This window comes from Pirellula sp. SH-Sr6A, assembly GCF_001610875.1.
Lineage (GTDB): Bacteria > Planctomycetota > Planctomycetia > Pirellulales > Pirellulaceae > JBKCUI01.
Genome location: NZ_CP011272.1, coordinates 3482515 through 3504359 on the forward strand (window position 1 = coordinate 3482515; position 21845 = coordinate 3504359).

Here is a 21845-nt window from a genome sequence, read left to right on the forward strand (position 1 = left end):
CAGCCTTCGCGGCTCGTCGATCGGATCGACGATTCGGTCCGTTAGGGGGCTTTTGGAGGGGTGGTGTCGGTCCCCGTTCCCCGCAAACGGATCTCTTCGAGGATCTCGGAAATCTTTTGCTGATCGGCAAGATCGGCAAACTCTGCCAGGATCTTTTTCAGCTTATCGGCATCCAAGGCCTTCATAATCGAGATTACCTCGGCTTTCTGTTCCTTTTCTAGCATCGCCACGAGCTGCTGTTTCGCGGCGGCAGGATCGAGCGCTTCGAGGATTTCGCGGATCTGTTGCTGGCTCTGCGTCTGCCTTGCCTCCTCGGCTTGCGCGACCGTCTTTTTGAATTCCGCGACGAGGGCGTTGTGGCGCTCCGATTCTTCCTGCAGCCGCTTGGCTCGATCGTCGAGTTCCTTTTTGTACCGGTCGAGCGCGGCGGACCGGGAGTCGGACTGCAGAAGCGCTTTGACCTTGGCATCGAGCACTTCGTCGTACGTAGGCACCGGCGCTGCCTTGCCACTCTGGATGGCTGCCGCGAGACGGTCTCCTTGGATGTCGATCCCGCTCAGTAGCGCAACGATTTTGACGAGAGTATCCCGATCGAAGTTTCCTTTTGCTGCGGCCATTGTGACGATCGCCACCAAGCCGAGGAGCATGGCGGTGCACGTCCAAAGGAAGAACTGAATGAGTTTCGACATCTCAACCTCGCTGCATCAGTTTACGAATCATCGGACTGCGATTGAATATCCATCGCGAATCGAACACTTGCCCACTCGTCGGTTCGCTCCTGTTGTTTTTGAAGGGCGAGCACTTCCTCGGACTCCTCGCGTTGGTCGCGAAGTTTCTCCAGCGACTTCACCCCTTGTTGGCATTTCAAGAGCAGGGCCTCGCGGCGCTGCAATTCCTGATGGAGGGTTCCCAGGTGATTATCAATCTGTTGCACCTGGGATCCGAGCACCATTTGGAATCGCTGGGTATCCAAAATGCTTTGCAAGTTCATCGCTCCTTGGCTAGCGGATTTTCGAATCGAGTTCATCGTCTCGTTCTCCGCTAGAAGCTCTTGCTTTTGGGTTGTCAGTTTGTCGATGGCCATTCGAGCGTCTTGCACTGCTTTGGCCGCTTGGTCTCGCTCTCGTTCGCGAAGTTTGAGAAGGGTCGCAAGTCGAAATTTCGCCATGGTTACTTCTCGTAAGAACTATAGGTTGGGAATTGGGTTGCGAACGCGTTCCACGGGAGAATCATTAGGCCGCTCGAGCGGTCGGTGGGTTCGACATCGCGGGAGGTGGGGCCGTAGCGGCTGCAGCGATCGCCAGTTTCAATACGTCCTCGCGAGACTTCTCCCAGGGAACCAGTTCGCGTTGGCCCTGCGATAGCAGTGCTTCGATCATCGGTCGCATTTGAATGGCCTTATCGATCTGCGGGTTGCTCCCTCGCGTGTAGGCTCCGATGTTGATCAAGTCTTCGTTTTCGCGATAGATTGCCATGAGGGCTCGAAGCGCATCGGTTCCCTTTTTGAGTTCTGGGTCGATCAAATGCGATTGCAGCCGGCTGAGGCTTGGAAGTACGTCGATCGCGGGGTAGCGACCGCGCGACGCGATGCTTCGGGAGAGGTGAATGTGACCATCGAGGAGCCCTCGCAACGTATCGCTGATCGGTTCGTTGGTGTCATCGCCTTCGACCAGGACTGTGTAAAGCGCGGTGATGCTGCCGCGATGATTGATGCCCGATCGTTCGACCAGCTGGGGCAACATAGCGAACACGCTGGGTGGATAGCCCCGCGTCGTGGGGACTTCGCCGGCGGCGAGCCCGACCTCGCGCTGCGCCATGGCGAACCGGGTGACGGAGTCCATCAGGAGCAATACATTCTTCCCTTCGTCTCGGAGCGCTTCGGCGATGGCCGTGGCCGTTTTGGCGGCCAGAATACGCTTGGGGGCAGGTTGGTCGCTGGTCGCGACAACCGTCACACTTTTTTGGCGTCCTTCTTCGCCCAGATCTCGTTCGAGGAACTCGCGCACTTCTCGCCCCCGTTCGCCGATCAAGGCGATCACGACATGGTCTGCGGCGGTGCCTCGCGCGAGCATGCCCAGGATCGTGCTCTTTCCAACACCGGACCCCGCAAAGATCCCCATCCGCTGGCCGCACCCGAGGGTGAGGAACATGTCGATGGCCCGAACTTGCGTCGGGAGAATTTTGTCGATCGGAGGTCGCTGCAATGCGGGGACGGGTGGAGCATCGCAAGGCATCTTGCGTCCCAGCTCCAAAGGCCCAGCATCATCCATCGGTTGCCCCGTCGCATCCAGGACCCGACCGATAATGTTCGACGCAACGTTGACCGAACGATAGGTTTGGAAGAGTTCGACGTGATCCCCTTGGCTTACCCCATCCCAGTTGTCGAGCGGCGCCAGGATGGTTTTGCCGCCATCGAATCCGATGACTTCCGCCTGGAGCGAATCCTGTTGCCTTCGATGGATTTTTACCAAGGCACCTACGGGGACGGGCAATCCATCAACAACAATCGTCGTACCGCGAATGCTTCGGACGCGTCCTGAGATTCCAAACGGAACGATCCGCTGAAGGTTTTGGCTCCAGTGCTTGCGTTGGATCATGCTCGGGAACGAAGCGAATGCTTGGGTCATAGTCGATTCTCTGCTACTGCAGTTCCTCCATCAAACGTCGTAACTGAGTCCGAAGTGTGCGATCAATTTGGGTGTCATCGGTTTGCAGAATGATGCCGAACCGACCTACTTCCACGTCCTCGGAGACTTGCACCTGGGCGTTGGGACCCGACGAATTGATCAAGTAGGAAAGACCGTCCGAGAGTTGCTGTGCATCCTCAGGATGGAGCTTGATCGTGATGTTCCTCTGTCCAGCGACCAGCCGAATGGAGTCTTGGATCCAATCCAAAAGTATCGTGGGATCGGATTCGATTTGACGGATAAGAAGCTTTTCCGCGATCGCGATCGAAAGGGCGATGGTCTCATGCTGCCATTGCCTCAGCCACTGCTCGGTCGCGGCTTCAAGCTCTTTGCAGAATCGATCGACACTCTGCGTCGACTGCTGGGCTTTCTCACTTGCAAGCTGATTGGCGAGTTGATGCGCCATTTTTTCAACCTGGTTTTGGCCGCTCTTCAAGCCTTCCTGCTGGGCTTGCGATCGGATGCGGTCGCACTCGGATTGGCTCTCTCGTATCAACTGCTGAGCTTGTTGACGAACAGTGTCGAGGTATTCCCTCGCTCGGGTTGTCACATCTTCCCAATTGAAGACCTCGGCCTGCGCGGTGTTGGATCCGGCCGGAATCGATCGCGATTTGAATACACTCGCCATAGAAGATTTCGCCCGGTTATGCCGCTTTGAAAGAGGAAACGCGATCGACCTGGGCTATCCGGCCCGATGCCATCAACCGTTCGGATTGTTCTAAGATCGTTTTTTGCGAGCAACTCGATTCCGATTCACTCTGATGGGGCATGCGTCGGAGGAAGTCACGAAACTTTTTGAGATCGTCGCGAGGAATGAGCCGTTCGATGCGTTGAAGCATCGCGGGACTCGCATTTCTCAAAGCGTGGAGAACATCCGTACGCTCGCAGGAGTGAAGGAGGGTCACCAAATCTCCATCGGTCAGATGGAGCAGGTCGTCAAAGGCCGTTTGCAGGGGGAGCGAGTTCGGTGCAGTTTCTTGTTCCGATTCCGAATCGAGCTTGGGCCGATTTGCATCTTTGCGATGGGACTCCATCGAAAGAATGCGAGGGGACTCGAAAATGTCGGATGCCTCGTCGTTCCCGGAGATTGCCGCGTTCGATGGCAACGGGGATGGAGGGAGGCCGGCAAAGGAGGATTCGCTCGATGGGTTCGATGGTCCGTGCCAGCCCAGTTGCATCGCCACGTCCGGGTTTTTTGCGGCGATCGCTTTGAGCCAGGCTTGCTTCTGGTTCCCTTGGAACTGTTCGATGATGGCTGCGAGTTTGGCGATGCCAGCGATGGTAGCTGTCGTGGTCGTGGGCTGCTGCTTCGGGAGCTTCTTTTCGACTTCGGCTAGGATATCCGTGAGAATGCTGGGATCGACCAAAAAGAGATTGGGGATCGCTGCCAGGGTTGCACCGGCGGTCTCGACCGGAAGGTGGTCGAGCAAGGCTTTGGCGCGTTCGGGCGATAGTTGGTTGAGAACCGTGGCGATGACTGTCGGTCGTTCGTTGGCGAGAAAGGTCGCTAAGGCCGAGGGATCCCAGGCTAACCAAGGCAACTCGCTTTCGGTTACGCGGCTAGCGAGCGGTGACCCCGTGTTGGAAGCGGCTCCGGCGGGCGATGCGTTGGCGCTCCATTCGACGCGGTCATGCGAGGAGGATTCGGCCAGGAGAGCGGCGGCGGGCGACTCTGTCGCGGATTCCATCGTCCCGGTCGACGGTTGGAGCGCATGCAGCATGCTCTGCAGGTCGTTCATCGCTTGGGCGCGTTCGGATGCGGAAACCGTACCGAGCTTGGTCATCGCTTGCTTAACCAGGCGAGCCATATCAGGGGGGAGTTGCCCCAGCAAACTTCTCGCGGTGCCAGCATCCAGCGACTGCAAGACGATGGCGACTTGGCGAATGCGTTGATCGGCGGCTGGCATGGACGGTCCGGTGGCTCGGAGAAGACGGTTTACGACAGTCCTCTTCTTTACCTAGTTTGCCAGTCGCGAGTCCAGGTCAGATCGGTGAAACAGGATCGGGAAGCAGGGGGGCGTCGACAGGCTCGAACTCAGAGCGCGACCACGAAAAAAGGGCGGAGTGAACCCCGCCCTTGCATGCTTCGCGTCCATCGAACGCTGTTTAGCTAGCTTTGAATTCGTTAAGCTTCGCGAGGAGCGCTTCGAGAGCGGGCTTTAGAACCTCTTCGACACCGGGCAGTGCAAGCACTTTGTCGATCATAGGCTTCAGGTCCTTCGAGGCGGTTTGGAAGATATTGGCGACCACCCCTTTGGCTGCGTCTGGCAATTTGGCAAAAGATTCGCCCATCGATCCGAAGGTTTCGGTGAGCTGTGTGACAACCGGGGCTGCTGCTTTGGCCGTATCGCTATCTTTGACATTCGCCAGGGTCGACGAGAGTTGTCCAATCGATGCTTGAATGCCTTTCAGCATCGCTTCGCCACCTTCGACAGAGGCCAGGGAATCGGTTGCCTTCTTGTAAAGGTCGTCGAGGCCTGCGGCGGCGGCAGCATCTTTGGCCATTTCCTTAGCAGCCGAAGCAGCGTCTTGCGCAGCGCTCGCGGCGCTTTGGGCGGCATCCTTGGCGGATTCCGCTGCATCTTTCGCAGCCGAAGCCGCTTCTTTGTTCATTTCTTCTGCTTTTTTGGTGGCTTCCGGGGTGCAACCCAACATGGGTACCGAAGCGATCGCAATCGATGCCATCCAAGTCCAAGAGCGTTTCATGATATCTACCTTTCAAAGTGTTCGAACACAAAAAACCGAATCACACGGACTGTCCTTCGACCTGCGACTCGGTTGCTTGGATTATACACGAAGATTCCATATCTCGCTTCTGGTGAACTCCGCTTTGAATCTCGAGGGAGATCTGCTGAACGCTCTCTAACAGTTCGAGCTCTTGATCGAATTCATTCTCCGCTGAGGAAGTGAACGACTCGTCGCTCAACATCCATGGGGCATGCTGCGCAAAGCACGTATCGACGGCCATGCAGTCAAGTTGCATCGCCAAGGAGTCGAGTGTGCCAGGTTCCAACGAGTCGTAGGACATCGAGTCTCCCAAGTCTTGCAGGACGATCTGAAATGCCTCACCAGGAGTGACAGCCTTCATCGCTTCCCCTTCCAAGCAGCTCCATACGGCTGCGAGGGCTGGGTCGCGGTGGGTCGATCGGGAACGCGATCGAAATGGTTTGTTCTCTCGTTGCGCTACTTCGCGTCGCAGTTGATCCCAGGCCAACGCATTGACGAAGGTGCTTGGATCCATGGAAGTAGGGTGTTCAGGGGAGCGAGCCATAATGCGCCTCGATGGGACCAGAGATTACAAGATCTTCGGTACCATAGAACGCAATTCGCGGCGGGGTCGCATCGACGGAGCGCTGAAAGCAGAGAAAGCTTGCTGCGTGGGTAAGGATTGCGGAAGAGTCGGCGTGTAGGGGTTGTGTGGGCGGGGCTGTTAGGCTGCCGACGCCTTTTCGATCGATGGTGTGACTTTGGTCGGCTTTCGTCTTCGAGGGCGGACGACCTCCAGAGCGACGCAGTAATCGAGGTTGGGACGGAAGATCGTGAGCAACGCAAGTGGGACGAACCAAGCCAAATAGAGACCGCCACCAAATCCGTGCCAGCATTGTGTTGCGGCCATCAATGCGGCGGAGCAACTCATCAGGGTAGCAAGACTTTTCTGAGCCGGCCAAGCGACGAAGGAAACGCTAAGAAGCACAAAGATCACAATCAACGGGATACGCATCACGGGATACCAGCCCAAACCCCAGATGCCATCCATCCCGGTCATGGCAATCTGTTTAATGCCGAACATGTAGCCGAGGTGCTGCAAAACATTATTCGGATGGAGAATGATCATCGCGACCATCAGCCCCACAATCGACGTTACAAAGCCGCCCGTGAAGCGACGAATGCCCCTTTGCCAATAGAAACTGCACCAAAGGGGCAAAAGGGAGAACGGGTAGTAGACCACGCCGGCCGCGCACCCCAAGCACAATCCGGCTGCGAAGGGCTGGCGATACAAAAGAACCGCGAGCAGGAGCAAAGCGCTCGGGACAACGTGATCGACCCGCCCGGTCATATACGCCGTGTAGGGGAGCAAAAGATAAAGAGTCGCCGCACCTACGCCGGTTTTGAAATTGCCAAAGTGCCAGTAGCCAATCGCCACAATGCTGAGCACCATGACCAAATTCGCGCCGATCGACATGCATCGGGATAGCAACAGCTTCAACCGCGATGGGGGTTTCGGCTCCTCTCGCATCTCGTCACTCGACTCGTCCCCTGGCCCCGACATAGGAACCGTTGAGATATCCGGCAACGCCGCCATCAAAATGTATCCGGGCCCCCCACTAGTCAGATCACGCCCCGAGTAGGACGGCTGGCTAACGGCGACATTCACCAAGAGATAAACCAGCATCGATGTTCCCAGAAAGAGCATGCCGCCACTGCTCAAATTCGGGTCCAGCATGGGCCGCCGCACAATGGCCGTGTCCAGTAGCAGTCGTATCACTAATAGACTGGCGACAATAATCAGCCACAAGTATCCGAAGTAGAGCAATGTCGGGCTCTGCAGCGACGCTTGGAACGCACGCTCGGCCGCAGTCGATCCGTCCCCTGCCGTCTCCACACCCCCTCCGCTCTCGGGGGTTCCCTGGCTCGGAATGTCGCCCTCGGCCCGTTTGTCCAGGGTGGCGACATCGGCCGGGGAAGGGACCAATTGACGACTCCCTTCGAAGACCATCATGAGTCCGGGGGTGAACAAAAGGATCAAGACGATGTCGAGATTCCGCAACGACCAAAACCGATGGAACATCAGAAACAACCCGATGGCCAGGAATGTCGACAAAAACACCCAGGTCGGCGGCTCGAGTCGCAAGTAGTTCGATAGGAAATCGGTCATAGCGATAGCATGCGCGATGCACCGAAAAAGTACAACATCAGCATCAGAAGCGAATTTAATCTTCTCCAACGCTCGGTCCAACGATTGTGTGCACCCAAGCACCTCGACCTATCCCTCCCCACTTCCGCCCCCACCCAAATCCAAAATTTGATTCTTCGGATAAGGGACCTTCGACTCCCTTAAAACCGGTCGCGAGAGAAAGAAGTGTGCCAAAACGAGCCGTGCGTGCCTGTTTGGACACGAAATTAAACAGAAATTAAGAGAAAGTTTTGCGGTTAGCGCCTCCGTTTGTCGCGGGCTACCACAACACCCCGACGTTCATAGCACGGTTCAGGGTGACAGTTGTATCCATTTCCGAGGAGGCTGTTCTGTGTCTTTTCACTCGCTCCACGCGATGCCAATTCATCCACCGCATAACCATATACCAGTAACCGAACTTGTTTCCATGAATCCATCCGGCTTTCCAACGACGGCCGCTCACGAAGTCCTCTCCAGACCTGAACTTGTTCTCCCCATTCTGGCTCGCAGCCTCCGGGAAGAAGTCGTCTTTTTTAGTCAGGACAACAACGGGCGAATCACCTTTTTGAACGATGCTTGCGAAAGCGTCCTCGGGGTTTCGCGAGGGGAATTGTTGGAGCGATCGTTTTACGACTTTCTTACCGATTCGCCGATCAATGACGCGTTCCGGGCGAACAATTGGATTTCGTCCACGGAGTACATTCCGACCAAAAAGCAATGCGAACTGGAGTTCTCGTCTGGCAAACGCCTGCGGGTTGAATGCTGGATGGTTCCGGTAGTGCATCACGGGATTATGGTCGGCGCGACCGGTATCCTAAGGAACTTGTCGACAAACGATTCGACCGAACTCTCTCCCGAAGCGCAGAAGCAATTGCTTGAAAAAGCAGCGTTGCTTACTCCGGTGGAGCGGCAAGTCGTCGAGCTGGTAGTGGATGGTCAGATGAACAAGCGAATTGCGTCCCAATTGGGAGTCGCGTTGCGAACGATTGAATCTCGCCGTTCCCGTGCGATGTCGAAGCTCGGAGTGAGCTCCCTGTCCCAGCTTGTGCAGTACTGGATTCAGATTCGTCGTTTGGAGGGGGCACGCTGATCTAGCACGCCCCTAAGCCTTGCACTATCTTTTCTCACCTCGAGAGTCCGCTCTTTTCCAAACGAGGTGAGTCATGAAGGCGCTTGTCAAATCGAAGCGCGATGTTGGGTTGGAACTTCTAGATGTTCCCAAACCGACGATCGGTATCAACGACTGTCTGATCCGCGTTCACAAAACGGGAATCTGCGGAACCGATTTGCATATCTACAACTGGGACGCTTGGGCCCAGAAGACGATCCCGGTACCGATGGTCGTCGGCCATGAATTTGTTGGTGAAATCGTCGAAGTGGGAGCGAATGTCACCGATTTCTTCCCCGGTGAAATCGTCTCGGGCGAAGGGCACGTCGTGTGTGGTCGATGCCGCAATTGCTTGGCCGGTCGCAGGCATTTGTGCAAGGACACGTCGGGGGTTGGGGTCAATCGGACCGGTGCATTTGCCGAATACATCGCACTCCCGATGACAAACGTTTGGCATCACAAGAGTACGATCGACCGCGATATCGCGTCCATCTTCGACCCGCTCGGGAATGCGGTCCACACCGCCCTAAGCTTCGATCTCCTCGGGGAGGACGTGTTGATTACGGGGGCGGGACCGATCGGTCTCATGGCCGTCGCCGTTGTCCGCCACGCGGGGGCTCGCCATGTTGTCGTCTCCGATTTGAATCCTTATCGGCTCGATTTGGCCCGCAAGATGGGAGCGACCGTTGCCGTCGACCCCCGAGAGAAAACGCTCGCGCAAGTCCAAAAGGAGCTGGACATGCGCGAGGGATTCGACGTCGGACTCGAAATGTCGGGGTCCCCGGCAGCCCTCCGATCCATGCTCGAGAGCATGTGCCATGGCGGAAAGATCGCCATGTTGGGAATTCCCTCCGAACCCATCGCCATCGATTGGAATCTGGTGGTCTTTAACATGTTGACCATCAAAGGTATCTACGGACGGGAGATGTATGAGACCTGGTACAAGATGTCGGTCATGCTCGATAGCGGCCTGGATATCAGCCCGGTTATTACCCATCGCTTCTCTTTCCGTGATTTCGAAAAAGGATTCCAAGCCATGCAGAGCGGGATGTGCGGCAAGGTCGTGTTGGATTGGAGCGACGCCTGAACCTGGTCACCCCATCGCATTCGCGCCCGTCGGCCGGGTTCGGTTTTGGATTCTGGCCTGAATGGCTACAATCCGGTCCCTGACGGATCGCCCTCCACCTTCGCTCCTTGAAAGCTGACCTATGACTCCACCGAAACTCCTGGTTACCGCGGCGTTGCCCTACGCAAACGGGCAAATCCATTTGGGCCATTTGGTCGAGTACATCCAAACCGATATTTGGGTCCGCTATCAACGTCTGATCGGCCGTCGATGCATCTACATTTGCGCCGACGATACGCACGGCACGGCCATCATGATTCGCGCCCGCCAAGAGGGACGAGCGGAGGTCGAGCTGATCGCCGATATGCAGCGATCGCACGAACGAGATTTCGCGGGTTTCGATATCTCCTTTGATCATTACGGTAGCACGAACAGCGACGAGAACCGCCAGCTTTGCCACACCATTTGGCAGTCCCTTCGCGATGCTAACTTGATCGTGGAGGATGATGTCGAGCAGCTCTTCGACCCCGAAGCAGGGACCTTCCTCGCAGATCGGTTCGTCAAGGGAACTTGCCCCTCCTGCAAATCACCCGATCAGTATGGTGACAACTGCAGCAAATGCGGAGCGACTTACTCCCCGACGGAGTTGATCGATCCGGTGAGCACCCTCAGCGGAGCTACCCCGGTAGCGAAAACGGCTAAGCACTTGTTTGTCCGCCTTGAGAGCTTGCACGACTTCCTCGATTCCTGGACTCAGTCGGGCGAGCACCTGCAAAACGAGATCGCTAACTATCTCAAGGGTCACTTCCTAGGCAAACCTTTGCGCGATTGGGACGTCTCGCGCCCCGCTCCCTATTTCGGTTTCGAGATCCCCGATAGCCCAGGGAACTACTGGTATGTTTGGTTCGATGCGCCGATCGGCTACATCGCCTCGACTTGGCAGTGGTGCAAAAAACACAATGAGAATCTCGAGGACTGGTGGAAGAGCGACGCGACGGAAATCCACCACTTCATTGGCAAAGATATCACCTATTTCCACACCCTCTTTTGGCCCGGCGTTCTCCACTCAGCTGGATTCTCGCTCCCGCAATCCGTTCACATCCACGGATTCCTTACCGTCGATGGTGAGAAGATGGCCAAGAGAAAGGGGACGCAGGTTCAGGCTGCCACCTACCTCAAGCATTTGGATCCCGCGTACCTGCGTTACTACTACGCCTCCAAACTGGGGCCGCGATTGGATGATATCGACCTCAACCTGACCGAGTTTGCCAACAAAGTGAACTCCGATTTGGTCGGCAAGGTCGTGAACTTGGCCAGCCGCACGGCGAGATTCATCGAATCGGTCGGACTCGCTCCCGAATATCCGCATGATGGCGGCCTGTTCGCTTCCGCAGCCTCGGCAGGCGAAAAAATCGCGCAAGCCTACGAACAACTGGACTACGCGCGAGCCATGCGACTCATCATGGAGATCGCCGACCAAGCCAATGCGTTCGTCGAAAACTCGGCTCCTTGGGCACTGAAAAAGGATCCGACTCAACAAGTCCGACTGCAAGAAGTCTGCACCATTGTTCTCAATTTGTTCCGACAACTTTGCGTCTATTTGGCCCCGGTACTCCCGCGGTTGGCCGAGCAATGTGGACAGCTCCTTCAAAGCCCTATTGAGCATTGGAACGACAGCCAAAGTCCATTGGTCGGATCTCCTATCTCCAAATTCGAACACCTTCTCCAAAGACTCCAACCTGAGAAAGTCCAAGCTATGATCGAAGAAAGCAAAGCGGAGGCAGCTCCACTGTCCGAAACAACTCCTAGCACCGAAGTGACCGCAGCGCCCCAAGATTCAGGCGATGCTCTCGCCGCAGAACCGCTCGCTCCCGTCTGCACGATCGACGATTTCACCAAGGTGGATCTGCGGGTCGCGCGAATTATCAAAGCGGAAGAAGTCCCCGAGGCGAAAAAGCTCGTCAAGCTGACTGTATCCTTAGGTGGCGAAAACGTCCGCACTGTCTTTGCCGGAATCAAAGCGGCGTACACGCTGGAGCAGTTGCAGGGGCGATTGGTCGTCATCGTTGCCAATCTGCAGCCTCGTCAAATGAAGTTCGGTTTGAGCGAAGGGATGGTCACGGCAGCTGGCCCTGGAGGAACCGAAGTCTTTTTGCTCGGCGTCGATAGCGGCGCTGTCCCCGGTCAACGGGTTCACTGATACCCGCATCTCGGCCCGTTTCGGCTTATTCGATCATCCAACGGTTTTCTAACTCATGACCATTTCTTACGACAAACAACAGCTCATCGACAGCATTCATCAGCATGCCCTCAAGTTCGGGCAGTTCACGTTGGCGAGCGGTAAACAAGCGTCTTTCTATCTCGATTGCCGCATGGTAACGCTTCACCCTCAAGGGGCCAACCAAATTGCTGCAGGCATGCTCGATGTCCTGGAGAAGGGAGCCTTTGGTGGCATTCCACAAGCTGTTGGGGGGCTCGCCATCGGGGCCGACCCCATCACCGCTTCGGTCGTGGTCCATGCCGGATTGCGACAACATCCCATCCTCGGCTTCATGGTTCGCAAAGAACCGAAGCAGCATGGAACTGGAAAGTTGGTCGAAGGGCCCGTGACCCCAGGCATGAAAGTGGTCATCGTCGAAGACGTCATCACTAGCGGCGGCAGCGCCTTGAAAGCAGCTGCCGCGGCTAAGGATTTCGGACTCGATGTGATTGGTGCGATCGGAGTGGTCGATCGACTCGAAGGTGGGCGTGCCAATTTCGACGCAGCAGGGATCCCATTAGTCACCCTGCTTACGATCGATGATCTCATCCCGCCAGCACAGCGTTAGATGCCCGAGCTTCCCGAGGTGGAGACGATGCGGAGAGGTTTGCTCCCCATCGTCGGCAGTCGTATCACCGAGGTGGAATTTCCCGAAATTCCCTACCGACCCATCGTTGTACTGCCGGATAGAGAGGCGTTCGCACGAGGATGTTTGGGGAAACAGATCCGCGATGTGCGACGGATCGCCAAACGGGTGCTGGTAGACCTCGACAACGGATTGTCCATCGTGATGCAACCCAAAATGGCCGGCATCGCGATGCTTCGCGATGCGCCCTCTCCTCAGCATATTCGAGTCCTCTTTCATCTCGATCGCCCCGCTCCTCACGACCAGTTCCTCTATTGGGATCGCCGGGGGCTGGGGAACGTTTGCCTTTGGAGCCAGGCTGAGATCGATGCGGTGCTAGGCCCGAATCGGCTCGGCCCCGACGCATCGATTGTCGATGCGGATCTCTTCGTGTCACGATTTCGAGAATGCAATCGCGAAGTCAAAGTGGCCATGCTAGACCAATCCCTCGTCGCAGGGATCGGAAACCTTTACGCGGCCGAAATTCTCTTTGCTGCAAAGATACACCCGCAACAGCGATGCACCGATTTGTCCACTCGCCAATGGAAACGAATCCACGAAGAAACCATTCGCATCCTCCAGCAAGCGATCGAGAATGAAGGCTCAACGCTCAAAGATGGAACCTATCGCAATGCCATCAATGGAGAAGGAGGATACCAATCGATGCACCGAGTCTATGACCGCGAAGGCTTGCCCTGCACGCGTTGCTCCAAAGGAACGGTGCAACGTATTGTTCAGGGGCAGCGGAGCACGTTCTTTTGTCCCCGCTGCCAGAAAATTCAATAGCCGCATACGAGCACTTTCCGGCTCCTAGGGGCGTTGGCGCGGTTGGGATTACTTCTTTCGCTTGGCGACTTGTTCCTTCATGAACTTGAGGCCTTGCTCAGCCAATTGCAGTTCATCGTCGAACATCCGTCTCCAGATCCGGGTCGCAGCAGCCAGTTCAGGCAGTGCTAAGCCAAATGCTTCGATGACCAACCAGCCGTCGTATTGGACCGATGCGAGCGCGTCGAAGGTCTCATCCCATCGAATGTCACCTAAGCCGGGAGTGCTGCGGTCGTTTTCGCTGATGTGAACATGGCACATCATGTCCTGGATGGCATGAATCGCTTTGGTGATGCTCTTCTCTTCGATGTTCGCATGGAAAGTGTCGTACATCATGCGGCAGTTTGGATGATTGACCTGACGGCAGAACTCGGCTGCGTCGGCTTGCCCGTTAAGAAAATAGACTTCGAATCGATTGAGTGGTTCGACCCCGAGCATCACTCCGACTTTCCCAGCATGCTCCGCAGTTTGCTTCATGCTTTCGATCCCCCAAGCCCACTCTTGTTCGGTGCGACCCGAGCCGGTGAAGTGGCCGATGGCGGAATGGTAAGGACCGACGAGGGTTTCTACGCCAGCCGCGGCGCAGCAATCAAGTGTCTTCTTGTTGAGCTCGACCCCTTTCTTTCGGGCCGCTGCGTCGGGACTGATCGGGTTATCTTCCACACCGCGAACCGTTACTCCCGTTCGCCGCAGTCCCAGGTCATCCAGTCGCTTGCCCCAAGCCGCGTAGTCCAGATCGAGATTGAACAGCGGAATCTCGACTCCATCGAACCCCATCTTCTTAAGCTTTTCCAGATTGGGCAACATGCTGTCCTGGAGTTCGCCGGACCAAAGAAGAAGATTCATTCCGTATTGCATTATCAGTTCTCGGTGGAGGATAGAGAGGAAAGGGTTCAAACGATAGGCGGATTATAGTTCAGAACTCTCGCAAATGTCAGGTTCGCGATCAAGCGACGTCCATCACCCATGCGCCGTGCCGCAGCGAGCGGACGGTGTCTTTCCAATTCGGTATGAACTCTTGGGCGACAAATCCTTGATAGCCGGTAGCTAAGATCTCCTTCAAAATGGGTGGGTAATAGATCTCTTGATGCTCATCCATTTCGCAACGGCCCGGATTGCCCGCCGTGTGATAATGACCAATCCACGGATGGTACGCGCGGATGCGCCGAATGATGTCTCCATTCATGATCTGGACGTGGTAAATGTCGAAAAGGAGTTTGAATCGAGGCGAATCCATCTTCTTCACCAAGTCGATGCAGTGGTCGACATCGTCTCCATAGTAGCCTGGATGCCCCTTCATGGGATGGCTGTCGTCTCGGGAGTTGAGATGCTCCAACACGAGCGTGATCTTCTTCTCTTCCGCGTACTCGATGACTTGCTTCCAGCAATCCAAGCAATTCTGGTCCGCGGTGGCATCGAGCATGTCGGGGACTCGCATGCCGGTGAAGGTGATCACCGACGGAGCGCCAAAGCGAACCGCTGTATCGATGCCTGTTTTCAGCTTTTCAATGCACAGCGCGTGATTGGACCGGTCGGTGGGACCGTTTCCAAACCCATGACTGCTGACCAGCGCGATTTTGAGTCCCTTTTGAACCGCTTCGGGATAGAACTTCGCATCGATTCCCTCGATCCCTTCGATACCAATTTCGACGCAATGATCGATGAGTTTCGACTCGGGCATCGGTTTGAAACACCATCCCATCACGGATTGGCGAATGCGGCGATGCGTGACGCGAAAGGAATCAGAAAATGCCGCGTGCTCGTCGGTCGAATCGGTAGCCATCGCGGTCCCTGGTGTGTGCAAGCCCGAGGCAATCCAGGTTCCTCCCGCGATTGCGCTCGCATTCTGAAGCCATTGGCGTCGACCAATAGACGGGGTTTGATCCTCCCGAGGGAAGGACTTTGGAGTGTTCATGTCGGATGCGTTCTTGGAGTGGAGAGAAAGCCATCCTTGACACTAACCGTTAACCTCGGAAGCCAGCGAGGAGTCCATTCAGGCAGCGCTGCGGAGCTCGGAGGAGTCGCGATCTTCTACTCCCTTGGCACCGAGATCGAATCGCTTTCGAAGCTGGTATCGGAAGATCAAGAAGAAACGCCCTGCCATGGTCTCGCTCTTGCGCCGCGGCTCGAAAACCTTGCCGAGAGGTCCTGCCAAAATCGCTGGCAACAAGATGAGCTCAGCAATAACCCCTGCGATGAGGATGGCCAGCATCAGCCATCCGAACCGCTGTGTCGGCGTGAACGTGCTAAATGCGAAGACGGACAATCCCAGCCCGCTGATACATGCGGCTTGCAACGTCGGTGTCGCGCATCGCTTGTAACAAGACACGATGGCTTTGCGTCGGTCGCGAACCACGTGGAGGTCCTCTCGGTACCAAGCCAAGAAGTGAATCGTATCGTCCACCGCGACTCCCAATGCGATGCTGGCCGTCATCATCGAGCCGATATCAATCGGAATGCCCAGCCATCCCATGCCACCGAAAATCGCAAGGACAGGTAGCACGTTTGGAATCATCGCCACCATCCCCGCTCGCAAACTGCGGGAGACGAATACCATCAACGGAGTGATGGTCAAAAAAGACCACATGGTGCTTTCGATCAAGCTCGCTAGCAACGCGCGCTGGGCCTTATAAACAATCGGTACCACCCCCGTGTAAACCGAACGGACCCACTCTTTCGGAACCTTGGGGTCGTCCGATTCTAAATCGATCACGCGCTGGAGGGCGACATCCAGAACATCGACTTCTGCGTTGGAGAAAGAGCCCGCGAGAACCACGGCGTCCAAGTCGTTCAGCTTCTGCAATTGGACGTAAGGTACATCGGCGGGAGGCGCACTGATCCGAGCGATCTTGACACGCGACTTCGCCAGTAGATTGGATAATTCCTCCGACCGAAGCTTCGATTTCTCTACGTCAGCCGGCGGCAGGTCTTTGCTCGTGGGGTCCCAAAGGGCAATGTCGCGACCCGCCATCTTGGCTTCGCCGGTCCAAGCGGTCATCTGGCGAAGGATTCGTACGCGGTCCTGCTGGGCTTGAATAATGGGATACAGCGAATCCCTCATCTCCTGAACGAACTGACCGTAGTCAACTCCCTGGAAGGCTGCGACCCGAAGGCTGATCCGCCAAAGCTCGCTCCCGGTGTCGGGATCGATGCGGAGAAAGCCGGATTGGATCAATTCATCGCGACTGTTTTCGAGCTGCTGATTGTAGCCTTTTCGAATCAAGTAAGTCTGAGTGCTCGTTCCTTTGGAAGGAAGACTCGACGCGAACGTCGCTGCCGACATACTCCGCCCGACGATTTGGGGCCCGTCTTCGCCGAATCGCTTCTTGATCACGTCTTGTATCCGAACGATCGTCTCCATCCGTTCTAAGAACGTCAAGCGAGAAAGGTCTTCTCCGAGAGCAGTGTCATCGGTGCTGCTCGTATTGTCGGTCGGCTTTCCGTCGGAAGCGACCGCCATGCTTTCTTTGTCGAACTCGATCACGATCTCGAGTGGCACCAGCATGCCGAGCTTCTCTTCGAGCCATCGGTAGTCGCGCAGGATTCGAGCTTGCGAGTCGAAGAGCTCCAAAAGATTGATGCTCGTTTTGGTGTGGCTCAAACCCAATCCGATGAAGGCGACAAACAGAACACAGGCCGCCGCGACGCCATAATGATTTCGAACAAGGAAGCGGGCAAACGATGCCCACATGCGCTCGCTGCGCGTATCGTCGTCGATCGGCCGCTTCTCATTCGGTTTCTCACCGACCCAATTCTTGGCGAACCCGATTACGTGGAGCGCAGCGGGCAAGATCAAGAAAAGGATGACGTTCAGGACTAAGACCCCGGTGGCGGAGAAGAATCCGAACTTCTGGATCGGGACCAGTTCGCTAGCACAGAGTGAAAAAAGACCCAGAGCAGTGGTGATCGAGCACAAAATCGCGGGCTTGATCGCGTGAATGACCGCCCGTTCGGTCGCTCGGTGTAATCCGCCATGCCGCACGGCGTCTTTGTAGTAATTGATGAAGTGCACAGCGCCGGACATCGCTAGCACATAGACCAGCGATGGCATCGATAGCACGATCGCATCGACCGTCTCGCCGCACGCCCAGATAATAGCCAAGGAAGCTGCCGCACTCGTGACCGAGCAAGAAAAGACAATCCAAGTCAGAATGATGCTTCGAAGAGACCACCACGCCAGAAAGAGTCCCAATAGACCGGAGAGTCCGGCCAGGCGAACAAGCGTCTTTTCTCCCTCTTCGTCGATGGAGATGTTGTCGACAGGAGGACCGCCCAGGTGCAATTCAGAATCTTCAATGCCCGCTTTGGCAATCAGTCGTCGCAGAACCCCAGGGGGAACGTTGGGACGGAAGATCCGCATCTGCCCATGCCCCAGAATCGGCTTCATCTTCCCGCTCGTCGCGGGATCTAACGAAACGATCACACACGTTTGACGGCCATCGGGACCGATCGCAGTGCCTTTGAGACGCTCGATGGCCTCGGCATAACTCAGGGCATGCTTTCCCTGCGTCATTTGCTCGATGAGCGTCCGGCCCGTCTGCACGCCTTTAAAGTATTTGTGAGCTTCGACCGCATCGATGTCGTTCGGATCGATGGACTCTGGAGCGACGAGATTCGCCAATTTCGCGATCCGGGGATCGTCCAAAGAAGGATCCCCGTTGGGATCATCACCTAGGAGACAACCGTCCCAGCTAACGATAATGAACTGATCGGATGGGAAATTCTTGCGAAACCATGCAAGCTCGCCGGTCTCTTCGTACGTCTTGGGAAGCCAATCCTCAACTTTATTGACGTTACTCTGGACAGCTTTCCCCGCGCCGAAGAAGGCGAATGGAATGCCAGCAAAGCAAAGGATGAGAAGCAACCACCCAAATCGATCGTAGAATGTCTTACCGCCGAGTTTACTCTGCCGCACGCTTTGCCCCTTTGGTCACCCGCCAGAATTGTCCATAGCCTGGCTATCGCCGTCTTCCCTAACAGCCTCAGTAGTGTACTAAAGTCTCCTTTGCATCGACAGTTTGAAAACCAGGACTTGCGAAGAATCCCCAGATCGAGCCTTGTTTTGGCAAACAAGGTAATTTGGCGAACCCCCCAGAAGTCCATGGGAATGGGTCCCGTCGAGCCCGTCGCGAACGGTCGAATTTTTTCTCACTAGAAGATGCGAAAAAGATTCAAAAATGGGGCGGGCGTTATTGAGACCGCTTCTCATTTAGGTCGATGATGGATATAGTAAAAGAAAGTATGGTGTTTGGTGTTTCCGACAGACCTGCTGAGCGACTATGTCCGCGAACCCCGTTCCTCTCGATACCTTGAAACCCGAAGATCACGGGGTGATCGTTGATATGTCGGGAGATCCTTGCCATCTCAAACGTCTTCAAGAGATCGGGTTGCAGGTCGGGTGCAACGTTCGCATGGTATGCCCCGGGAAGCCGTGCATGATCTGCGTAGAGGGTCGCCGCCTCAGTTTGCGTCTGGACGAGCAAGCCGAAATCTTTGTCGCGACCGACGACGCCTCCCATTGTTAGGTGGCCCTTCCAACTATCTCGCGAGCCTCAGCGTGAAACTCTCCCAGCTTGCTCCAGGTCAATCGGGCGTCATTGATCACATCGTCGGAGATGACGTTCTCGCGAGCAGACTGATGGAAATGGGACTTCTCGATGGCGAGCCTATCGAGGTGGTCGGCCGGGCTCCGATGGGCGACCCGACGGAATACGCGCTGCGAGGGTATCGCATCAGTTTGCGTCGCAATGAGTCCGACCGAGTCGAAGTCACCCTTACCTCCCCCTCGGCTTCGCAATGAAACCCGCCAAAAAGTCGGTCGCGCTGATCGGCAACCCCAACACCGGTAAAAGCAGCCTCTTCAACGCGCTCTGCGGCATGTCGGCGCGTGTCGGGAATTATCCCGGCGTCACCGTCGAGCAGAAGATTGGGTCTCTCCTCGATTCCCCCGAGCCGATCGATATCATCGACCTGCCAGGCACCTACTCGCTCGCAGCCCGATCGGCCGATGAAGCGGTTACGATCGATGTCCTCTGCGGTGTGCAGCCAGGGGTGCCACGCCCGGATGCGGTCGTTGTCATCATCGATGCGACCAACATCGAACGAAACTTCTATCTCCTGAGCCAAGTCCTCGATTTATCCCTTCCCACATTGGTTGTCCTCAACATGTGGGATCGGGTTCTCGATGAAAAACATCGCGTCGACGTCAAGACTCTTGCCGAACGATTGGGGGTTCCCCTTCTCTGTACCACCGCCAGCCGGCGCGAGGGAGTGATCGCTGTCCGCACGGCCGTTCAACAACTGGTTGCTGCGAATAGCGACGTCTACACTCCCAAACACTCGCCTCGCGAGTACTATCCGGAATCCTTTCAGCAGGAGTCGGAAAGCCTGCGAAAGAAATTAGCGGATGCCAATCACCACCTGCCGGCGCTGGAAGTCGATCGTGTCTTGATCGACAAAGATGGTCACTTCCAACAGAAGATCGCCAAGCTGGAGATCCCAGGATTGCTCGATGCTATCGAACAAGCTCGGGAGAGGCTGGGGGAAGCGGGTTGCAAGATTCCGCTATTCGAAACCAAGCATCGTTACCAATGGGTTCGACAACAAATCGCGGGTTTGGTCGAACGCCCCCCCGCAAACGTTGCGAGCTCCAGCGATCGAATCGATCGATGGCTAACCCATCGATGGCTCGGGATGGCGTTTTTCATCGCCCTCATGTTCCTGATTTTTCAATCGATCACCCTACTGGCCGCTTGGCCGATGGACCAGGTCGAGCAGTGGCAGGGTTGGGTGCAGGGACTCGTGGAACAAGCCGTTGCGCCGGGGCCCCTTCGAAGTCTACTTCAAGATGGCGTGATCGCAGGGATAGGTGGTGTTCTCGTCTTCCTGCCCCAGATCGTTATCTTGTTCCTGTTCATAGCAATCTTAGAGGATTGCGGGTATATGTCCCGCGCGGCCTTTGTGGTCGATAAATTGATGTCATCGATCGGATTGAGCGGTCGGTCGTTCCTGCCGCTCATGTCGTCGTTCGCCTGCGCGGTACCAGGAATCATGGCCACCCGGACGATCGACAATACGCGCGACCGTATGGTGACCATTCTCATCGCACCGCTGATGAGCTGCTCCGCGCGGCTTCCGGTCTATGTGCTGATGGTCTCCGCCTTTGTGCCCGATATTCGCTACGCGGGCGGATGGCTCGCCCTGCAGGGGATCGTTCTCTTTCTCATGCACTGCGTCGGGGCTTTGGTCGCCATCCCCGTCGCGTGGTTTCTTCGCAAGTTCTTTTTCCCTGGGCAAGCTTCGACATTCCTGATGGAGCTGCATAGCTACAAGTGGCCATCTCCCTATGTCCTGTTCCAACGCGTTTGGGAAAGGGCGTCTGCGTTCGTGACCCGAGCCGGAACGTTGATCTTCTGCACGTCGGTCCTCGTCTGGGCCGCTGGGTACTTCCCCGGTGACACATCCAAATTGACCGAAGCGCAAAAACAAGTGGAGACATTGCAAACGGAGTTGGATGCGGCCACTGACGACAACAAAGAGGCCGTAACGAATCAATTGACCCAAGCGGAGGAGGAACTCAACACGGCTCGCAGCGAATTGATCGATGCCAGTTTCCTCGGCATGGCTGGCAAGTGGGTCGAGCCGGTCGTGAAGCCGCTAGGCTGGGATTGGAAGATCGGGGTTGCTACCATCGCATCGTTTCCGGCTCGCGAAGTCATCATCGCCACGCTCGGTACGATCTACTCGCTCGGCGCGGAAGAGGATGAGGAAAGCGAAGGGCTCAAGGCTCAAATGAAAGCAGAGAAGTGGGAGGATGGCCGACCGGTCTACACGCTGGCTACCGCTCTTTCGATCATGGTCTTCTTTGCTCTATGCGCGCAATGCTCCGCCACACTGCTTGTCATTCGACGCGAGACCAACTCCTGGCGTTGGCCGATCTTCTCGTTTGTCTATATGACCACACTCGCATATGCAGGGGCCTACCTGACCTACACCATCGCCAGCGCATGGGGGCTCGCCGCATAATGGACGGGCAAACCATCTTGGTTGCAACCATCGTTGGCATATGCCTCGCGTGGATGGTCCGTCGCGTTGTCGCCTCGATTTTGGGTTGGGTTCATGTGCATGACGCTCCCCAGTCTCCATGCGGTCATTGCACCGGATGCAGTCAAAAAGGCCAAAAGCCGTTGGTCCAGCTCACCCCCGGACCAGGGCAACGGCGCAGCTAGCCGCATTGCACCCCACGCACAGGAGGTTAAAGTAGCAGCGGCTCGCAACATTTCCCGCTGACGCCTCCCCGCTAACGACACCTCTCGCTTACGACCAAGGGTGCAATCATTTCGGAATCCAATTCACCGGCGCTGAACTCCGCGCGCAGGAA

20 protein-coding genes are annotated in these 21845 nt (G+C 56.2%); 8 read left to right on the forward strand and 12 right to left on the reverse strand.

Annotation, left to right across the window (positions count from 1 at the left end; genetic code table 11):
- Positions 1-41 precede the first annotated feature (41 nt).
- The 8 genes from VN12_RS13465 to VN12_RS13500 form a co-directional block, all read right to left on the reverse strand.
- A complete protein-coding gene (locus tag VN12_RS13465) occupies positions 42-689 on the reverse strand; it encodes a hypothetical protein (RefSeq protein WP_146677327.1) in 648 nt (215 codons plus the stop codon).
- Between the two features lie 20 nt (positions 690-709).
- Positions 710-1168: a flagellar export protein FliJ gene (gene fliJ, locus VN12_RS13470; protein ID WP_146677328.1), complete on the reverse strand. Its 459-nt coding sequence runs from the start codon at positions 1166-1168 to the stop codon at positions 710-712.
- Between the two features lie 64 nt (positions 1169-1232).
- Positions 1233-2627, reverse strand: a complete 1395-nt coding sequence (locus VN12_RS13475; RefSeq protein WP_240491136.1) for a FliI/YscN family ATPase — start codon at positions 2625-2627, stop codon at positions 1233-1235.
- A gap of 13 nt (positions 2628-2640) precedes the next feature.
- Complete coding sequence (locus tag VN12_RS13480; protein WP_146677329.1) at positions 2641-3315, reverse strand: FliH/SctL family protein; 675 nt, start codon at positions 3313-3315, stop codon at positions 2641-2643.
- A gap of 16 nt (positions 3316-3331) precedes the next feature.
- Positions 3332-4594 (reverse strand): FliG C-terminal domain-containing protein, encoded by a 1263-nt coding sequence (locus VN12_RS13485; RefSeq protein ID WP_146677330.1) that lies wholly within the window; start codon positions 4592-4594, stop codon positions 3332-3334.
- Positions 4595-4793: 199 nt separating this feature from the next.
- Entirely contained in the window at positions 4794-5393 is a 600-nt protein-coding gene (locus VN12_RS26195; protein WP_205855036.1) for a hypothetical protein, read from the reverse strand.
- 40 nt (positions 5394-5433) lie between these two features.
- Positions 5434-5928: a hypothetical protein gene (locus VN12_RS13495; protein ID WP_146677331.1), complete on the reverse strand. Its 495-nt coding sequence runs from the start codon at positions 5926-5928 to the stop codon at positions 5434-5436.
- Between the two features lie 189 nt (positions 5929-6117).
- On the reverse strand, positions 6118-7563 hold the full coding sequence (locus VN12_RS13500) for a hypothetical protein (RefSeq protein WP_205855037.1): 1446 nt from the start codon (positions 7561-7563) through the stop codon (positions 6118-6120).
- 394 nt (positions 7564-7957) lie between these two features.
- Here VN12_RS13500 and VN12_RS13505 point away from each other — a divergent pair, with 394 nt between their 5' ends.
- The 5 genes from VN12_RS13505 to mutM all read left to right on the forward strand — a co-directional run bounded on the left by VN12_RS13505 (position 7958) and on the right by mutM (position 13426).
- A complete protein-coding gene (locus tag VN12_RS13505) occupies positions 7958-8671 on the forward strand; it encodes a LuxR C-terminal-related transcriptional regulator (RefSeq protein ID WP_146677332.1) in 714 nt (237 codons plus the stop codon).
- A gap of 73 nt (positions 8672-8744) precedes the next feature.
- Positions 8745-9776, forward strand: coding sequence for an L-threonine 3-dehydrogenase (gene tdh / locus VN12_RS13510; protein ID WP_146677333.1), 1032 nt, complete (start codon positions 8745-8747; stop codon positions 9774-9776).
- Between the two features lie 121 nt (positions 9777-9897).
- Positions 9898-11955 (forward strand): methionine--tRNA ligase, encoded by a 2058-nt coding sequence (gene metG, locus VN12_RS13515; protein WP_146677334.1) that lies wholly within the window; start codon positions 9898-9900, stop codon positions 11953-11955.
- A gap of 55 nt (positions 11956-12010) precedes the next feature.
- Entirely contained in the window at positions 12011-12583 is a 573-nt protein-coding gene (gene pyrE, locus VN12_RS13520) for an orotate phosphoribosyltransferase (RefSeq protein ID WP_146677335.1), read from the forward strand.
- On the forward strand, positions 12584-13426 hold the full coding sequence (gene mutM / locus VN12_RS13525) for a bifunctional DNA-formamidopyrimidine glycosylase/DNA-(apurinic or apyrimidinic site) lyase (RefSeq protein ID WP_146677336.1): 843 nt from the start codon (positions 12584-12586) through the stop codon (positions 13424-13426).
- 48 nt (positions 13427-13474) lie between these two features.
- On the opposite strand, the gene VN12_RS13530 is transcribed toward mutM, so the two are convergent.
- The 3 genes from VN12_RS13530 to VN12_RS13540 form a co-directional block, all read right to left on the reverse strand.
- Positions 13475-14323 (reverse strand): sugar phosphate isomerase/epimerase family protein, encoded by an 849-nt coding sequence (locus VN12_RS13530; protein WP_146677337.1) that lies wholly within the window; start codon positions 14321-14323, stop codon positions 13475-13477.
- Positions 14324-14411: 88 nt separating this feature from the next.
- A complete protein-coding gene (locus VN12_RS13535) occupies positions 14412-15248 on the reverse strand; it encodes a TIM barrel protein (RefSeq protein ID WP_240491138.1) in 837 nt (278 codons plus the stop codon).
- A 210-nt stretch (positions 15249-15458) separates the two neighbouring features.
- A complete protein-coding gene (locus VN12_RS13540; protein WP_146677338.1) occupies positions 15459-18380 on the reverse strand; it encodes an efflux RND transporter permease subunit in 2922 nt (973 codons plus the stop codon).
- Between the two features lie 364 nt (positions 18381-18744).
- Here VN12_RS13540 and VN12_RS13545 point away from each other — a divergent pair, with 364 nt between their 5' ends.
- From VN12_RS13545 to feoB, 3 genes are read left to right on the forward strand one after another with little or no spacing between them, the layout of a single operon-like run.
- Positions 18745-18990 carry a ferrous iron transport protein A gene (locus tag VN12_RS13545; RefSeq protein WP_146677339.1) on the forward strand — a complete coding sequence of 82 codons (246 nt, stop codon included), beginning with the start codon at positions 18745-18747 and terminating at the stop codon, positions 18988-18990.
- A 32-nt stretch (positions 18991-19022) separates the two neighbouring features.
- Positions 19023-19265 carry a ferrous iron transport protein A gene (locus tag VN12_RS26480; RefSeq protein ID WP_146677340.1) on the forward strand — a complete coding sequence of 81 codons (243 nt, stop codon included), beginning with the start codon at positions 19023-19025 and terminating at the stop codon, positions 19263-19265.
- Positions 19262-21490, forward strand: coding sequence for a ferrous iron transport protein B (feoB, locus tag VN12_RS13555; protein ID WP_146677341.1), 2229 nt, complete (start codon positions 19262-19264; stop codon positions 21488-21490). The genes VN12_RS26480 and feoB overlap by 4 nt, the downstream gene beginning before the upstream one ends.
- On the opposite strand, the gene VN12_RS13560 is transcribed toward feoB, so the two are convergent.
- On the reverse strand, positions 21454-21699 hold the full coding sequence (locus tag VN12_RS13560) for a hypothetical protein (protein WP_146677342.1): 246 nt from the start codon (positions 21697-21699) through the stop codon (positions 21454-21456). The two genes, feoB and VN12_RS13560, sit on opposite strands and share 37 nt — an antisense overlap.
- Between the last annotated feature and the right edge of the window lie 146 nt (positions 21700-21845).

Excerpts from the sequence above, each read along its gene's own strand:
- VN12_RS13465 (WP_146677327.1), bottom strand. The coding sequence starts at position 689 with ATGTCGAAACTCATTCAGTTCTTCCTTTGGACGTGCACCGCCATGCTC.
- fliJ (WP_146677328.1), bottom strand. The coding sequence starts at position 1,168 with ATGGCGAAATTTCGACTTGCGACCCTTCTCAAACTTCGCGAACGAGAG.
- VN12_RS13475 (WP_240491136.1), bottom strand. The coding sequence starts at position 2,627 with ATGACCCAAGCATTCGCTTCGTTCCCGAGCATGATCCAACGCAAGCAC.
- VN12_RS13480 (WP_146677329.1), bottom strand. The coding sequence starts at position 3,315 with ATGGCGAGTGTATTCAAATCGCGATCGATTCCGGCCGGATCCAACACC.
- VN12_RS13485 (WP_146677330.1), bottom strand. The coding sequence starts at position 4,594 with ATGCCAGCCGCCGATCAACGCATTCGCCAAGTCGCCATCGTCTTGCAG.
- VN12_RS26195 (WP_205855036.1), bottom strand. The coding sequence starts at position 5,393 with ATGAAACGCTCTTGGACTTGGATGGCATCGATTGCGATCGCTTCGGTA.
- VN12_RS13495 (WP_146677331.1), bottom strand. The coding sequence starts at position 5,928 with ATGGATCCAAGCACCTTCGTCAATGCGTTGGCCTGGGATCAACTGCGA.
- VN12_RS13500 (WP_205855037.1), bottom strand. The coding sequence starts at position 7,563 with ATGACCGATTTCCTATCGAACTACTTGCGACTCGAGCCGCCGACCTGG.
- VN12_RS13505 (WP_146677332.1), top strand. The coding sequence starts at position 7,958 with ATGCCAATTCATCCACCGCATAACCATATACCAGTAACCGAACTTGTT.
- tdh (WP_146677333.1), top strand. The coding sequence starts at position 8,745 with ATGAAGGCGCTTGTCAAATCGAAGCGCGATGTTGGGTTGGAACTTCTA.
- metG (WP_146677334.1), top strand. The coding sequence starts at position 9,898 with ATGACTCCACCGAAACTCCTGGTTACCGCGGCGTTGCCCTACGCAAAC.
- pyrE (WP_146677335.1), top strand. The coding sequence starts at position 12,011 with ATGACCATTTCTTACGACAAACAACAGCTCATCGACAGCATTCATCAG.
- mutM (WP_146677336.1), top strand. The coding sequence starts at position 12,584 with ATGCCCGAGCTTCCCGAGGTGGAGACGATGCGGAGAGGTTTGCTCCCC.
- VN12_RS13530 (WP_146677337.1), bottom strand. The coding sequence starts at position 14,323 with ATGCAATACGGAATGAATCTTCTTCTTTGGTCCGGCGAACTCCAGGAC.
- VN12_RS13535 (WP_240491138.1), bottom strand. The coding sequence starts at position 15,248 with ATGGCTACCGATTCGACCGACGAGCACGCGGCATTTTCTGATTCCTTT.
- VN12_RS13545 (WP_146677339.1), top strand. The coding sequence starts at position 18,745 with ATGTCCGCGAACCCCGTTCCTCTCGATACCTTGAAACCCGAAGATCAC.
- feoB (WP_146677341.1), top strand. The coding sequence starts at position 19,262 with ATGAAACCCGCCAAAAAGTCGGTCGCGCTGATCGGCAACCCCAACACC.
- VN12_RS13560 (WP_146677342.1), bottom strand. The coding sequence starts at position 21,699 with ATGCGGCTAGCTGCGCCGTTGCCCTGGTCCGGGGGTGAGCTGGACCAA.